The organism is Salinisphaera sp. Q1T1-3 (assembly GCF_003602005.1).
GTDB lineage: Bacteria > Pseudomonadota > Gammaproteobacteria > Nevskiales > Salinisphaeraceae > Salinisphaera.
Genome location: NZ_QZWD01000013.1, coordinates 16,813 through 32,171, shown reverse-complemented (window position 1 = coordinate 32,171; position 15,359 = coordinate 16,813). Strand labels below are relative to the sequence as shown.

The following is a 15,359-nucleotide window of genomic DNA, read 5'->3' as shown; positions in this document are numbered from 1 at the left end:
AACATCGCATGGCTGACTCATCGTTACGGATCGCCATGGCCCAGCTCAATGTCTGGGTCGGCGACATCGAGGGCAACACACGACAGATCACTGAAGCCGCTGCGACGGCCCGTGATCGCGATGCCGCCGACGTGGTGGTGGTGCCGGAGCTGGCGCTCATCGGTTATCCGCCGGACGATCTGCTGCTGCGGCAGGGCCTGCCGGCGGCGATCGATGCCGCGCTGGCGACCCTGACCGAGCAGATTCACGGCATCACGGCCGTCATCGGCTATCCGGAATATGTCGGAGAGAGCATCTACAACGCCGCAGTCGTTCTGCGCGACGGCGAGCGCATCGCGCATTATCGCAAGCAGTGCCTGCCCAACTACGGCGTATTCGATGAGCGTCGCCACTATCGCCCGGGCGATGCGCCATGCGTGTTCGAGCACGCCGGTCGGCGTATCGGCGTGACGATCTGCGAAGACATCTGGGAAGAGGGGCCGGCCGCTCAGGCGGCTGCTGCCGGTGCCGAGATTCTGGTCAATCTCAATGCCTCGCCGTTCCATGCCGACAAGCAGGCCGAACGTGAGGCTCTGGTCGGCCAGCGGGCGCGCGACAATGGGCTGGCGGTCTGCTACATCAACTGCGTCGGTGGCCAGGACGAGCTGGTCTTCGACGGCCGCTCGTTTGCCGTCGGCATGGATGGAGCGCTCGGCGCCCGCGCGCCGGCCTTCGATGCCGGCGTCTACACGCTGGCCTGGCAGGACAGTGCCGTCGACGGCGACGTCTCGCCGATGCCCTCGGCCGAAGCGCTGATCTACGATGCCCTGGTCCGGGCCACGCGCGACTATGTCGATCGCAACGGGTTCCCCGGTGTGTTGATCGGTCTGTCCGGCGGGATCGACTCGGCGCTCGCCCTGGCTGTAGCGGCCGATGCGCTCGGCGGTGAGAGGGTCTGGGCAATCTCGCTGCCGTCGCGTTATACCGCCGATATCAGCAATACCGATGCGGCCGATCAGGCTGAACGCATGGGCGCACGCTACGAGGAGGTGCCGATCGAGGCGAGCTTCGAGGCGATGCTGTCGACCCTGTCGCCGCTGTTCGGCGACAGGGCGCCGGATACCGCCGAGGAGAATCTGCAGTCGCGAATTCGCGGCGCGCTGCTGATGTCGTTGTCCAACAAGTTCGGCCATGTCGTGCTGGCCACCGGCAACAAGTCGGAAATGGCGGTCGGCTATGCCACGTTGTATGGCGATATGTGTGGTGGCTTCGCTCCGCTCAAGGACGTCTACAAGACCTGGGTCTATCGGCTTGCCCGTTTTCGCAACACCCGCGGTGCAGTTATTCCCGAGCGTGTGATCACCCGGCCGCCGTCGGCCGAGCTGCGCGACGATCAGGCCGATACCGATACGCTGCCCGAGTACGACACGCTCGATCCGATTATCGAGGCCTATGTCGAAGACGATGCCTCGATCGAGGACATCATCGCCCGTGGTTACGCGGAAGCCGATGTCCGACAGGCCGCCGGCCTGATCCGACGCAACGAATACAAGCGCCGCCAGGCCGCGCCGGGGCCGAAGATCACGCATCGCGCGTTCGGGCGGGATCGGCGCTATCCGATCACGGCGGTCTACGGCGATCTCTGAGCCGGTCGGCCGCATGTGATCGCGGCGGGTTCCAATTCGCCGCGATCACAGCTGTTATTAACCCGGCATAAAAATAGATGATTCTTCGGGTTGATAACGCGCGTGTGCGACAGCACGCGCGCCACGGCCAACGGCCGTGAAGCCATTGAAAATAAAAAGACGGACAAGTGCCAGCGTTTCTTTCGATGGCGTTGAAAACAGCTGACGTCGTCAGCTGTTTGGGTGCCGGATTAATAACCCACCGGTCGCCGGCGGTCCGGGACGTGGCGCATCTGACTTTCGGTTGAAAGAAGAATCATGAGTTGGCGCGCGTGAACGCCCGGCGAGCCAATCGAATCACGCCACAAGCCGGGGCGATGTTGCGATAACGCGAACCGGTATCACGGGCCGCGCGGCGGCGATCACGCAAGGCCGCTCTTGTCTTGTGCGACCGCGCGCCCTGGGGCATGTCGTCACGGGATGGGCAACCCCAAGGGCCAGCGGCCAAGCGACGACAATCTAGCGTTATCGCGCGCTCACGTGGCTGGGCCTCGCCAAGCGCTCACGATGCCTTGTCTTGTCGCCGCCTGGCCGCCACTCGCGCCCTGCGGCGTTGCGAGTCGCCGATCGTGGCAGGCCACGATCGACAACTCGCGCCTTGCCGGACACACTGCGGTCTCTCGACGAAAAGGCGCTCGAACGAAACATCAACACGCCCTAAGGCGAGTCGGTGTCGTGCTCGGGCAGGCGGCGCGGATCATGCGTGCCGATGCGGCCGGAGCCGAGCGACCAGCCACTGTCCTCGCTCGAGCCCGAAGCCGGGCTCGTCTGATTGCCGGCGGGCTGGCTCGTGGACGACGTGGCCGCATCGGTCGTGCTGTTGGCGCCGGTGTCGTCGTCACTGTCGTCATCGGAGACTGGCTGTCCGGGTGCCGGCGGCGCGTCGATCGCGGGCAGCTTGTAATTCGGCTTGTCGCCGGCCTGCTGACGATAGAACTCGTCACGGTGCAACAGATAGTTCGGATACGAGGTCTGGAGCAGGGCGTGCGTATCCTCGGCCAGGTCCGGCTGATCGAGCTTCAGATACGCGCTTTCCATGACCTCAAGCGCGCGCGGGACGGCGGTCGAGCCCTGGTAATTGGTCACGATGTCCTCGGCCCGGCGTGCGGCAGCCACATAAGCCCGGCGCTTCTGGTAGTACTCTGCGATGCGCAGATCGAACTCGGCGACCCGGTTGCGGATGTCGATCATGTGCAGCTGGGCGTCCTTGGCGTAAACGCTGTCCGGATAATTCTTGACCAGCAGACTGAAGTCGTTGAACGCCTGCTTCAGATACACCACGTTGCGCTTGTCGGGGTTGGCCAGCAGCAGGCCCGGCTGGTTGCGCGCGTAGTTGGAAAGCCCACGCATGTAGTACGCGTAGTCGACATGCGGGTTACGCGGATGCTGTTTGATGAACCGGTCCGCGGCATCCACGGCCTGGTCGTAATCGGTCGTCTGGTAATGGGCCGCCACCGTTTCCAGCTCCGACTGCGGGGCGTATTTCGAAAACGGGAAACGTGCCGTCACCTCGGCGTACAATGGCAGTGCCTGACCGGGCTGGCCATGCATCAGATAGTCACGCGCCGAGTCGTAGATCCGCTTGGCATCCGCCGACTTGAGCTTTTTGCCCTGGCGGTCCACAAGCGGTTTCTTGCTGTAGCCGGATTCGTCGATGCCCTTGTCAGAAGCACAGCCGGTCAGAACCAGCGTGGCTACCACGCCGAGCGCGAGAACAATCTGTCGCATGCAAGCCCCGAGCGCGTTGATCCGCGCTTTTGATATGCAAAACAAGTCGAAAGTATACCTATGATGTTTCCAGCGAGTCATACGACCGTGGCGTGCAAGACGCTCTTCACGATGGCGAAACGATGATGTCGGATCACAACGCCGACGACGAGATCATCGTTCGGCTGCCCGAGAGCGCCGCCGGGCAGCGGCTGGATCGGGCCCTGGCCGACCTGTTGCCCGATTATTCCCGGTCGCGCCTCAAGCAATGGCTCACCGAGGGCACGCTGACCGTCGACGACGGTTCGCCCGCGCCCAAGACCGCGGTGGCCGGCGGCGAGCTCGTGCATCTGCGCGTGCCCGTGACATCACATGACGAGACGCTTGCCCCCGAGCCGATCGCGCTGAACATCATTTACGAGGACGCCGATATCATCGTGCTCGACAAGCCGGCCGGGCTGGTGATGCATCCGGGGGCGGGCAACCCCGACGGTACGCTCGCCAATGCGCTGCTTGCGCATGATCCGGCGCTGGCAGCACTGCCGCGCGCCGGCATCGTGCATCGGCTGGATAAGGACACCTCGGGCATCCTCGTCGTCGCGCGGACGTTTGCCGCGCACAAGCAGCTCGTCGCCGATCTGGCCGAACGGACCGTCAAGCGCGAATACGAGGCGGTCTCGGTCGGCGTGATGACGGCCGGCGGTCATGTCGATGCGCCCATCGACCGGCATCCGATGGATCGCAAGAAGATGGCCGTGCGCGAAGAAGGGCGGGATGCCGTCACCCACTATCGCGTGATCACCCGCTATCGGGCCCATACACACGTACGCTGCCAGCTCGAGACCGGTCGCACGCACCAGATCCGTGTGCATATGGCGCATATCCGCTATCCACTGCTGGGCGACCCGGTCTACGGCCGACGCCTGGCGCTGCCCAAGGATTCCGCGCCGGCGTTCGTGGATGTGCTGCGTGGTTTTCGGCGACAGGCCCTGCATGCGGCCCGCCTGGGATTGACGCATCCGACCACCGGGGACGACATGGCCTGGGAAGCCCCGCGCCCGGCGGATTTTCAGGCGCTGCTCGACGCCCTGGCGGCCGATGCCGCGGATCATGCGCCATGAACCCGGCCACTGACTTTGTCGCCGCAAACTGGTCGGCGCCGCCGCATATGCGGGCCGGCACGACCCGACGAACCGGTGGCGTCAGCGCGCCGCCGTTCGATACGCTCAATCTGGGGATGCACGTCGATGATGTGCCTGCTGCCGTCACGGCCAACCGGCGGGCATTGGTCGCCGCGCTCGATCTGCCCGCCGAGCCGGTCTGGCTGACCCAGGTTCACGGCACCACCGTTGTGGATCTGGATGCCCAGTGCCCGGGCGAGGCCGACGCCGCGATCGCCACCCGGCCCGATCGCGTGGTTGCCATTCTCACCGCGGACTGCCTGCCGGTCGTGTTCTGCGACCGCGCCGGACGATGCTTCGGGGCTGCGCATGCCGGCTGGCGCGGGTTGGCCGCCGGGGTGCTCGAAGCCACAATCGAGGCGTTGCCGGCCCACCCGCGCGATCTGCTGGCCTGGTTGGGCCCTGCGATCGGGCCGCGACGTTTCGAGGTCGGCGCCGAGGTCCGCGCGGCCTTCGTCGATGCCCACGGCGACGATCACGTCGCCTTTCGCGAGACCGGTCGGCCCGGGACGTTCCGAGCCGACATCCATGCCCTGGCACGTGCCCGATTGCGCCGGGCCGGTCTGCATGAAGTCAGTGGTGGGGATGTCTGCACCGTCGAGTCGTCGGACTTCTACTCGCATCGCCGCGACCAAGGGCTCACCGGGCGGATGGCCACGCTCGTCTGGTCGACCGCTCAGGTGTGAAGGGGGGGCGCGCCCGTGACGGCGCGACCATGGCACTCGGCCCCGCATGAAGAGGCCCGCCCGCCATCATCGACGAGCGCGCGGGCCGCTATCGCATCACGTCTTCGTGGTGTTCTTCTTGCGGGATGTTGTCGATGCGCTCTTCTTGGTCTTCTTTTCCTTTTTCGGCGGCAGGGCGAGATCGCGCTTGTCGCCGGCGGTGTTGTGCCCGGTGCCCGGGCGGCTCTCGCCCAGTAACGGCTTGAGGAAACGCCCCGTGTGCGAGGCCTCGATCGCCGCGACGTCCTCCGGCGTGCCGGTCGCGATGATGGTGCCGCCTCCGGCGCCGCCTTCCGGGCCCAGATCGATCAGCCAGTCCGCGGTCTTGATCACATCGAGATTGTGCTCGATGACGACCACGGCATTGCCGGCTTCGCGCAGACGCAGCAGCACGGCCAGCAGCTGTTTGATGTCGTGGAAATGCAGACCGGTGGTCGGCTCGTCCAGCAGATAGAGCGTGCGCCCGGTATCGCGCTTGGACAGTTCACGGGCCAGCTTGATGCGCTGGGCCTCGCCACCGGACAGGGTGGTCGCGTTCTGGCCGAGTTTGACGTAGGACAGGCCGACATCCATGAGCGTGTCGAGCTTGCGTTTGAGGCTCGGCACCGGGGAGAAGAACTCGCGCGCGGCCTCGACGCGCATGTCCAGCACGTCAGCGATCGTCTTGCCCTTGTAATGGACCTCCAGCGTCTCGCGGTTGTAGCGCGCCCCGTGACAGGTCTCGCAGGTGACGTAGATGTCCGGCAGGAAGTGCATCTCCACCTTGATCACGCCATCGCCCTGACAGGTTTCGCAGCGGCCGCCCTTGACGTTGAACGAGAACCGCCCCGGCTTGTAGCCGCGCTGCCGTGCTTCCGGGGTGTTGGCGAACAGTTCGCGAATGGTGCCGAACAACCCGGTGTAAGTGGCCGGATTGGATCGCGGCGTCCGCCCGATCGGGGCCTGGTTGATATCGATGACCTTGTCGAGATGCTCCAGGCCGTCGATGGCGGTGACCGGGGCGGCCCGGGCGACTGCGCGATTGACCTGGCGCGCGGCGGCCGGAAACAGCGTTTCGTTGATCAGCGTGGACTTGCCCGAGCCCGAGACCCCGGTGATGCAGGTCAACTGCCCCATGGAAAAGGCGGCATCGACGTTCTGCAGATTGTTGCCGCGGGCCCCGCGGATGGAGATCTGGCGCGCGGTGTCGTAGGCGATGCGCTCGGCCGGCACCGGGATCGTGGCCTTGCCGGACAGATACTGGCCGGTCAGCGACGCCTCGCAGGCCGCGACTTCGTCGGCCGTGCCCTGGGCGATGAGTTGGCCGCCGTGATCGCCGGCGCCGGGGCCCATGTCGACCAGATAATCGGCTTCGCGGATGGCATCCTCGTCGTGCTCGACCACGATCACGGTGTTGCCGAGATCGCGCAGGCGCTCGAGCGTGTTGAGCAGGCGGCGATTGTCGCGCTGGTGGAGCCCGATCGAGGGTTCGTCCAGGACATACATCACGCCCACCAGCCCGGCGCCGATCTGGCTGGCCAGGCGGATGCGCTGGGCTTCGCCGCCGGACAGGGTCTCGGCCGAGCGCGACAGGGTGAGGTAGTCGAGCCCCACATCCAGCAGGAATTTCAGCCGCTGGTTGATCTCCTTGAGAATCGGCGCGGCGATCTCGGCGCGGTGGCCGGGAATCGAGAGCGTGTCGGCGATCTCGTAGGCATCGGCGATGCTCGCGGCGTTGATGTCCGGCAGCGTCCGGTCGGCGACACGCACGTGCCGGGCCGCCACGTTCAGACGCGTGCCGTGACAGGCCGGGCAGGCCTTGTCGGACAGGTACTTGGACAGCTCCTCGCGGACCGCCATCGAGTCGGTCTCGGCATAGCGACGCTGCATGTTGTCGAGCACGCCCTCGAACGCGTGCTTGCGACGGCGAGTGTTGCCGCGGGCATTGGTATACCGGAATTCGATCTTCTTGCCACCGGAGCCGTGCAGGATGACCTGCCGGGCCTCGTCCGGCAGCTCGGCCCAGGGCGTGTCGACGTTGAAGTCATAGGTTTCGGCCAGCGATTCGATCAGGCCGAAGAAATAGGGGTTGCGGCGATCCCAGCCGCGTACCGCGCCGCCGGCCAGGCTCAATGTATCGTCGGTGATCACCCGATCGACGTCGAACACGCTCTGCGAGCCCAGGCCGTCGCAGGTGGTACAGGCACCGTGCGGCGAGTTGAACGAGAACAGGCGCGGTTCCATGTCGTTGATGGCGTAGCCACAGACCGGGCAGGCGAACTGCGAGGAAAACACTTCCGGCTCGGATGCGCCCCGCCAGGGCATGATCCAGGCGATGCCCTCCGACAGGCGCAGGGCGGTCTCGAAGGACTCGGCCAGACGCTGCTGGATGTCGTCGCGAATCTTGAAGCGATCGACCACGACTTCGAGATCGTGTTTCTTCTTCGGGTCCAGCTCGGGGACGCCGTCGTCGAGCTCGACGATCTCGCCGTCGACACGCATGCGCACGAAGCCCTGGCCGCGCATCTGTTCGAAGATCTCGCGATGTTCGCCCTTGCGCGAACGAATCACCGGGGCCAGCAGCATCCAGGCCGACTCGGCTTCCTTGGTCAACGTCTGGTCGACCATCTCCGAAACACTCTGTGCGGCCAGCGGTTCGTCGTGATGCGGGCAGTAGGGCGTGCCCGCACGGGCGAACAGCAGGCGCAGGTAATCGTGGATCTCGGTGACGGTGCCGACCGTGGAACGCGGGTTGTGCGAGGTCGATTTCTGTTCGATCGAAATCGCCGGCGACAGGCCCTCGATGGAATCCAGATCGGGTTTTTCCATCATCGACAGGAACTGCCGCGCATAGGCCGACAGGGACTCGACATAGCGTCGCTGGCCCTCGGCATAGATCGTGTCGAAGGCCAGGCTCGATTTCCCGGAGCCCGACAGCCCGGTGATCACGATCAGCTGATCGCGGGGCAGGTCGACATCGATATCGGCCAGGTTATGGGTCCGGGCGCCGCGGATGCGGATATGGCTTTCCATGCGATGGCTCGCGCAGGGATAAACCACACAGTATAGCGCTGGCTACAAGCCGCGCCGTGCCCGGGAATACACCGGGCCTGTGATAGGCTTGCGCGCCTGTCGCCGGACGCGCCGGCTGCCACGACGCGCCTCGGCCGATCCGCACACGCCGCAAGCCGTGCGGTGCGGCAAGATCACTGGGTCATCGAGGGGCGGCCATGAACCGAATCGAATCGCGTGCGGCATTCTCGCTCGCGGGTATTTTCTCGTTACGGATGCTGGGTCTGTTCATGATCTACCCGGTGTTCACCTTCTATGCACAGAATCTGACCGGCTCGACGCCGACCACGGTCGGGCTGGCGCTCGGCGCCTACGGCCTCACCCAGGCGATCCTGCAGATCCCGTTCGGCTTCGCCTCGGACCGGATCGGGCGCAAGCGCATGATCGCCCTGGGCCTGCTCATCTTCGCCGCGGGCAGCGTCGTGGCCGCGCTCTCGACCACGATTTACGGCGTCATCTTCGGGCGAATCCTGCAGGGCGCCGGAGCCGTCGGTTCGACCATTCTCGCGCTCAACGCGGATCTGACCCATGAGGAGTCGCGTACCAAGGCGATGGCCACCATCGGCCTGACGATCGGGCTGGCCTTCGCGCTGGCGCTGGTGGCGGGGCCGCTGCTCAATGCGTGGGTCGGGGTGCCTGGCATCTTCTGGTTCACCGCGCTGTTGGCGATCGCCGGGATCGCGGTGCTCTATCTGGTCACGCCGACGCCGCGCAATGTGCGTTCACATCGCGACACCCAGGCTGTGCCGGCGCTGTTCGGCCGGGTGTTGGCCGACGGCGAGCTGTTGCGCCTGGATTTCGCGATCTTCGCGTTGCACGCCATCCTCACCGCCAGCTTCATCGCGCTGCCCAACATGCTGCGCGGCGTGCTCGGCATTCATCAGGACTGGCAGTGGATCATCTATCTGCCGACGCTGGCGGTCTCTGTCGCGCTGATGATTCCGGCCGTGATCCTGGCCGAAGCCAAGCGCCGGATGAAGCCGGTCTTCGTGGCCTCGGTGGCGGTGCTCTGCCTGACGCCGGCCGTGTTCGCGGTCTATCGCGACAGTCTCGTCGAGATCCTGGTGCTGCTGACGTTGTTCTTCGCTGCCTTCAACATCATGGAGGCGAGTCTGCCGTCGCTGATCTCCAAGGTCGCGCCGGCCGATGCCAAGGGCACGGCAATGGGCATTTATTCCTCATCGCAGTTCCTGGGCATCTTCATCGGCGGCACGGTCGGCGGCTGGGCCTACGGATTTCTCGGCGAGCCGGGCGTGTTCGGCTTCTGTGCGCTGGTCGGTGCCGTCTGGCTGATCGTGGCGATCAGCATGCCGCAACCGCGCTTTGCCCGGACGCACATGGTCAACGTCGGCGTGATCGGCGATGATGAAGCCCGCCGGCTCGCGGCCGAGATCGAGACCGTCGACGGTGTGTTCGAGGCCGTCGTGGTCCCGGACGACGAGGTGGCATACATCAAATTCGATGGCAAAGTGGTGGCGCCGGACGCGCTCAACCGTTTCGCCCGACCCTCGCACGACGCCGCCGCGCAATCCGCGTAGGCGCCGGGCGCAACCGATCACGGAGTCTTTTCATGGCCAGCCGAGGCATCAACAAAGCGATCATCGTCGGGAATCTGGGCGCGGACCCGGAAACCCGCTATACCGCCGGCGGCACGGCGGTCACCAACGTCAATATCGCGACGTCCGAGACGTGGCGCGACAAGTCGTCGGGCGAAACACAGGAGCGCACCGAATGGCATCGCGTCGTGTTCTTCGCGCGGCTTGCCGAAGTGGCCGGCGAATATCTGCGCAAGGGCTCGAAGGTTTACGTCGAAGGTCGGATCCAGACCCGCAAGTGGCAGGGCCAGGACGGTCAGGATCGCTACACCACCGAAATCGTGGCCAACGAAATGCAGATGCTGGACTCGCGTGGCGGCGGCCAGGGCGGTGGCGGCAGTGCACCGTTCGGCGGCGGTGGCCAGCAGCGCAGTGGCGGCGGTCAGCAGGGCGGTGGCAACGGGAACAACCAGCGCGGCGGACAGCCGCAATATCAGTCGCCGCAGCCAGCCGGGGAGCCGAGCTTCGACGACGATCTGGACGACGATATTCCGTTCTGATCGGCGCGATGCGGCGTTGGACGCGCGAACGCATTCGGCCTGAGCCCGTTCAGGCGCGGGGTCTGTTCGGTATCCCGCGCCGAGCCGACCGCCGTATCGGGGTGGCTGTTCGTGTGCCGGCCGCGCTGTTGTCGATGCGGATCGGGCGATCGCACGATCGAGCCGCCCGCACGCGCGCCCGCCGACTCATGAACGCCTGATGCCATCCGAACGACCCGAAGTCGTGGGCTTCTACCACGAGCCCACTGGCAGCGTGCAGTACGTGGTGATCGACAATGCCAGCGCTCGATGCGCGATCGTCGATCCCGTCTGGGATTACGACCCGGCCAGCGGGCGCACCTCGACCCGGCACGCCGACGAGATCCTGGCGTTCATCGAACGGCGGGAGCTGGGGGTGGACTGGGTTCTGGATACGCATCCCCATGCCGATCATTTCTCCGCGGCCGGTTATCTCGGCCGTATGACCGGCGCGCCGCGGGCTATCGGCGCCGAGGTGATCGCGGTTCAGCAGCTCTGGCAGGCGATCTACAATCTCGGAGATGCGCTACCGGCCGACGGGCGTCAGTGGGACCGGCTCTTCGCGGACGGCGAGACCTTTCGGATCGGGCATCTGACGGCGCACGTCATGTTCTCGCCGGGCCATACGCTGGCGTCGATCACGTATCGCGTCGGCGACGCGGCCTTCGTTCATGACACGCTCTTCCAGCCTGATTTCGGCACTGCCCGCGCGGATTTCCCCGGGGCCGACGCTCGCGCGCTCTACGATACGATCCAGCGGATTCTCGCGTTGCCGGACGAGACCCGGCTGTTTACCGGCCACGATTATCGGCCCGGCGGCCGAGCACCGGCCTGGGAATCCAGCGTGGCCGCGCAGCGGGCGCACAATCCCCATCTGCAGGTGGCCGATGCCGCGGAATACGTTGCGTTGCGCCAGGCGCGGGATACCGAGCTGCCCATACCCGACCGCATGCTCGCGGCGTTGCAGATCAACCTGCGCGGCGGGCAGCGGCCGCCGGCCGAGGACAACGGCAGCACTTACCTGAAGATACCGCTCGATCGGTTCTAGGGCCCGCCTTTTCGTCGAGAGACCGCAGCGTGTCCGGCAAGGCGCGAGTTGTCGATCGTGGCGTGCCACGATCGGCGACTCGCAACGCCGCCGGGCGCCCATCGTCGATTTTTCATGGGCGGCCCAACCCGAAGGGACAAGCGCCCCAAAACCAAGAACACGACGGCAATCCAGCGTTGTCGCCCGCGGGTGCAGAATGACGGCACGGCGCGCACGACGCCTCGTCTTGCCGCCCATCGTCAATTTCAGGGCGCGCTTAGCGCGGATTCGCAAGAAACATCAACACGCCCTGGGGTGTAGGTCGTGTCGTCAGGCGATAGAACCTGGCGGATTGATCCGTGCGCCGCCCTGGCGCAGCCTCCCACAAGGCACCGACAGGCCTTCGAACGATCGCCGGGCTCGCTCGGGCCGGGCGATCGGTCGTCAGAAGGTGCGTTGGCCTGTTATGAATCCGGCACCAGAACAGCTGACGACGTCAGCTGTTTTCAACGCCATCGAAAGAAACGCCGGCACTTGTCCGTCTTTTTATTTTCAATGGCGTCACGGCTGTTGGCCGTGGCGCGCGTGCTGTCGCACACGCGCGTTGTCAACCCGAAAAATCATCTATTCTTATGCCGGGTTAATAACGATCGTCGGTCGCAGACATCACCGCACCGAGCCTTCATGACGGATTGCCACGCGGTCCGGTCGCCGCGCCGGGGCTCTGAGTCCACGCGACGTATCGCGAGGCGGCAACGGCGACATTGTGCGCGGATATCCAGCGCCTGACCGGTGCTGATGGCGCCGCGTCGCCTCAGGCGTGCGCATCCGGGCGCCCATCGTGTTGCGATGTGTGAGGCAGGCGGTGCGTTATGCCTTTTGACGGGCAGGGCCGATCACCGGCGGTGCGACAAATTGTCCCTGCCTAATCGTATAAGACTATAGTATTATTTACTCACGATACGGCATGGCTATCGCTGAGTAATTCGTCATGGAAAGCGCAACCGCCATCATGCTCACCCGCCTCGATTTTGCCTGGGTGGCCAGCATGCATTTCCTCTATCCGCCGCTGACCATCGGTCTGGCGCTGTTGCTGTTCTTCGCCGAGTGGCGCTGGATGCGCACCGAGGACGATGCCTGGTATCGGTTGACGCGCTTCTTCGAAAAACTGTTCATCATCAACTTCGGGGCCGGCGTGGCTACCGGTGTGACGATGGAGATGGCTTTCGGCATCCTCTACGGTCCGTTCTCTCAGGCCGCCGGGCCTTATTTCGGCAATGTGCTGGGTTACGAGACGATCACGGCTTTCATGTACGAGGCCGGGTTCATCGGCCTGATGATCTTCGGCTGGGGCAAGATCAGCCGGCGCATGCATCTGTTTGCCACGTTCAACGTGATGCTGTCGTCGACGCTGTCGGCGTTCTGGATCATGAATGCCAATTCGTGGATGCAGACGCCTGACGGCGTCGAGCTGCGTGACGGTATCTTCAACGTCACGGACTGGGGGGCGGCGATCTTCAATCCCAGTTTCCTGTCGTCGTTCTTCCACATGTGGATCGCAGCCACGGAAATGGCGTTGTTCTTCGTGATCGCCGTGGCAGCCTATTTCATCCTCAAGCAGCGCCACGTGGCTCTGTTCCAGCGCCCGCTGGCCTGGGCGCTGCTGGCGGCTGCCCTCGTGGCGCCGCTGCAGATCTACATGGGCGACGAGCTCGGTCAGGTCATCGGTGAAAATCAGCCGGCGGCGCTGGCGGCCATGGAAGGCCACTATCACACGTACAACGACGACGGCAGCGTCAATACCGGCTGGCATATCATCGCCTGGCCCAACGATGCGGCCGGCGACAACGACTGGGCGATCACGATTCCGCATGCCTTGAGTCTCATCGAGACCCACAGCTGGAACGGTGTCGTGCCTGGCCTGGACCAGTTTCCCGAGGCCGAGCGGCCGCCGGTCTGGGTGCCGTTCTACGGTTTCCGGGTGATGGTGGCTATCGGTGTGTTGCTGGCGCTGCTTGCCTTCTGGGGCGTGCGCCTGATCTACAAGGGCCGCCTGACGGCGCTCGGCGTGACCGAGACCCGTTGGTTTCTGCGCGCGGCGATCGTCGGCGGTTTTCTGCCGTTCCTGGCGATCTGGACCGGCTGGTGGACGCGTGAAGTCGCACGTCAGCCCTGGCTGGTCGACGGCATGATGCGCATCGAGGACGGCGTCAGCCGCATGACGGTGGCCGGTGCCACGACGTGGCTCGTCGGTTTCATCGTCTTCGAGCTCGTGGTCTGGGCTTTCACCTGGTACTTCATGGCCAAGGTGATCCGTCACGGGCCGGACATGGAAGCGCCGGTGCTGCGCGGCGGCGACGAATGGCTCGGCCATCTTGAATCCCAGCCCGACGACGATGATGCGGCGCCGGCCTACGAACGCCCCTGAGGACAGATGACGTGACGCCCGATATCACTGACCTGCGTTGGCTGATCATTCATGCGTGGTGGTTCGCGCTCGGATTCAGCTTTCTGCTCTATATCATGCTCGACGGTGCCGACCTGGGTGCCGGCGTGTTCTCGCTGTTCGTCCGGGACCCGGAGGCCCGGGGCGGGGTGACCGCGGCGATGGCCGGCACGTGGGATGCCAACGAGACGTGGCTGGTGGTGGCCGGCGGCATTCTGTTCGGCACCTTCCCGCTGGTCTACGGCTCGGCTTTCCATTATCTGCTGGTGCCGTTGGCGATCGTCTTGTGGAGCATCATGATGCGAGCGATCGCACTCGAGTTCCGTCACCATTCGGCGCGTAGTCGGCCGCTGTGGGACGGTCTTTTCGGCTTTGCCAGCCTCACCACGCTGTTCTTCGCCGGCATGGCGATGGGCGCCACGCTCGAGGGTTTCCCCTTGAGCGACGATCAGGTGCCCACCTATGCCGGCGGGCTGTGGCGTTTCGTTTCGCCGTTCAGTGTCTGGACCGGGCTCGGCGCAGTAATCGCGGCCTGTCTGGCGGGCAGTCTGTTCGTGCGGGCCCGCTTCGAGCGGGATGAAGAGATTCGCCAGCATGCCGCTCGCTGGGTCGATCGATCCTTCCATGCCTCGTTGATCGCGGTGGTGATCACCGTGGTCTGGAGCCTGCTCAAGTTCCCCTGGGCCAGTGACAAGTGGCTTGGGCCCTACGCCTGGGTCTGGGCGATCGTGGGCCTGGCCACGGTCTATACCGTGGTGCGCATGCGCCGCTCGGCGCGCGCTGAACGCGATGTGGCGGCGATCATGTGGCTCAACGCCGCCATTGCCATCATGTGGCTGGCGATGATGTTCACGATGCTGCCGTGGCTGGTGCCGAATACCTGGACGATCTACGACGCAGCCAGTCCCTCGGTCTCGCTGGTCACGTTCACGATGGCCATGGGGGGCTTTCTGCCGGTCATGCTGGTCTACAACTGGTACCAGATCTGGGTGTTCCGGGCGCGTGTGTCGAAACTCACCGGCTACGGGCCGAGCCATCACTAGGCTCGCAGGCGTGCGCTGTCATCAGAGGTCGGGCCGCTCATGAGGCATCGACGATGGGTGCCGTGCGGCGCTGCGATGTCGGATCGTGGCAGGCGGCGACCGGCGACGCGCGCCTTGCCTGAACCACGGCGGACGCTTGAGGCAAGCGCGTGAACGACACACCGACAGGCGCGAAGACGGGCGCGTATTCCCGGCGACGCCGGGGCCTGTTGGCGCTGGCCGCGGCGGGGTTCTTGCTGCCGCCCGTGCTGGGCCTGGTGCTGGTCGATCGGCTGTTCGGTGGGCTCGGCACCGGGCTGTGGTTCGCCGGCGGCGGAATGGCCGTGTTCGCGCTGTCGTTATCGTTGATCCTGTGGCGCGCGACCGGCCCGGCGCCGTCCCACCGGGGACAGTCGTAGGCCC

Annotated in this window: 11 protein-coding genes; 9 read left to right on the top strand and 2 right to left on the bottom strand. The window is 65.2% G+C overall.

Features of this window, described 5'->3' with window-relative positions; genetic code table 11:
• The first annotated feature begins 8 nt into the window (after positions 1-8).
• A complete protein-coding gene (locus D3260_RS12430; protein WP_120098926.1) occupies positions 9-1,625 on the top strand; it encodes an NAD+ synthase in 1,617 nt (538 codons plus the stop codon).
• Positions 1,626-2,321: 696 nt separating this feature from the next.
• Here D3260_RS12430 and D3260_RS12425 read toward each other — a convergent pair.
• Positions 2,322-3,392, bottom strand: coding sequence for an outer membrane protein assembly factor BamD (locus D3260_RS12425; protein WP_158583525.1), 1,071 nt, complete (start codon positions 3,390-3,392; stop codon positions 2,322-2,324).
• 125 nt (positions 3,393-3,517) lie between these two features.
• Here D3260_RS12425 and rluD point away from each other — a divergent pair, with 125 nt between their 5' ends.
• Together rluD and pgeF are read left to right on the top strand one after the other, a co-directional pair.
• Positions 3,518-4,492: a 23S rRNA pseudouridine(1911/1915/1917) synthase RluD gene (rluD, locus tag D3260_RS12420; protein WP_120099002.1), complete on the top strand. Its 975-nt coding sequence runs from the start codon at positions 3,518-3,520 to the stop codon at positions 4,490-4,492.
• Positions 4,489-5,238 carry a peptidoglycan editing factor PgeF gene (gene pgeF / locus D3260_RS12415; protein ID WP_120098924.1) on the top strand — a complete coding sequence of 250 codons (750 nt, stop codon included), beginning with the start codon at positions 4,489-4,491 and terminating at the stop codon, positions 5,236-5,238. The genes rluD and pgeF overlap by 4 nt, the downstream gene beginning before the upstream one ends.
• Positions 5,239-5,334: 96 nt before the next feature.
• Here the strand turns inward: pgeF and uvrA are convergent, their stop codons facing one another.
• The gene (gene uvrA, locus D3260_RS12410) at positions 5,335-8,289 is read right to left on the bottom strand and encodes an excinuclease ABC subunit UvrA (RefSeq protein ID WP_120098923.1); all 2,955 of its coding nucleotides are present in this window, start codon (positions 8,287-8,289) and stop codon (positions 5,335-5,337) included.
• 197 nt (positions 8,290-8,486) lie between these two features.
• On the opposite strand from uvrA, the gene D3260_RS12405 reads away from it, so the two are divergent.
• The 6 genes from D3260_RS12405 (at position 8,487) to D3260_RS12375 (ending at position 15,355) form a co-directional block, all read left to right on the top strand.
• A complete protein-coding gene (locus D3260_RS12405) occupies positions 8,487-9,866 on the top strand; it encodes an MFS transporter (RefSeq protein WP_120098922.1) in 1,380 nt (459 codons plus the stop codon).
• Positions 9,867-9,898: 32 nt separating this feature from the next.
• Entirely contained in the window at positions 9,899-10,423 is a 525-nt protein-coding gene (gene ssb / locus D3260_RS12400; RefSeq protein ID WP_120098921.1) for a single-stranded DNA-binding protein, read from the top strand.
• A 199-nt stretch (positions 10,424-10,622) separates the two neighbouring features.
• Positions 10,623-11,489: an MBL fold metallo-hydrolase gene (locus D3260_RS12390; RefSeq protein WP_120098919.1), complete on the top strand. Its 867-nt coding sequence runs from the start codon at positions 10,623-10,625 to the stop codon at positions 11,487-11,489.
• 970 nt (positions 11,490-12,459) lie between these two features.
• A complete protein-coding gene (locus tag D3260_RS12385; protein WP_120098918.1) occupies positions 12,460-13,896 on the top strand; it encodes a cytochrome ubiquinol oxidase subunit I in 1,437 nt (478 codons plus the stop codon).
• An 11-nt stretch (positions 13,897-13,907) separates the two neighbouring features.
• The gene (locus tag D3260_RS12380; RefSeq protein WP_199671495.1) at positions 13,908-14,957 is read left to right on the top strand and encodes a cytochrome d ubiquinol oxidase subunit II; all 1,050 of its coding nucleotides are present in this window, start codon (positions 13,908-13,910) and stop codon (positions 14,955-14,957) included.
• 149 nt (positions 14,958-15,106) lie between these two features.
• Positions 15,107-15,355, top strand: coding sequence for a hypothetical protein (locus tag D3260_RS12375; RefSeq protein WP_120098917.1), 249 nt, complete (start codon positions 15,107-15,109; stop codon positions 15,353-15,355).
• Positions 15,356-15,359 lie beyond the last annotated feature (4 nt).

Coding starts and splice junctions, on each gene's coding strand:
- D3260_RS12430 (WP_120098926.1), top strand. CDS start 9: ATGGCTGACTCATCGTTACGGATCGCCATGGCCCAGCTCAATGTCTGG.
- D3260_RS12425 (WP_158583525.1), bottom strand. CDS start 3,392: ATGCGACAGATTGTTCTCGCGCTCGGCGTGGTAGCCACGCTGGTTCTG.
- rluD (WP_120099002.1), top strand. CDS start 3,518: ATGTCGGATCACAACGCCGACGACGAGATCATCGTTCGGCTGCCCGAG.
- pgeF (WP_120098924.1), top strand. CDS start 4,489: ATGAACCCGGCCACTGACTTTGTCGCCGCAAACTGGTCGGCGCCGCCG.
- uvrA (WP_120098923.1), bottom strand. CDS start 8,289: ATGGAAAGCCATATCCGCATCCGCGGCGCCCGGACCCATAACCTGGCC.
- D3260_RS12405 (WP_120098922.1), top strand. CDS start 8,487: ATGAACCGAATCGAATCGCGTGCGGCATTCTCGCTCGCGGGTATTTTC.
- ssb (WP_120098921.1), top strand. CDS start 9,899: ATGGCCAGCCGAGGCATCAACAAAGCGATCATCGTCGGGAATCTGGGC.
- D3260_RS12390 (WP_120098919.1), top strand. CDS start 10,623: ATGCCATCCGAACGACCCGAAGTCGTGGGCTTCTACCACGAGCCCACT.
- D3260_RS12385 (WP_120098918.1), top strand. CDS start 12,460: ATGGAAAGCGCAACCGCCATCATGCTCACCCGCCTCGATTTTGCCTGG.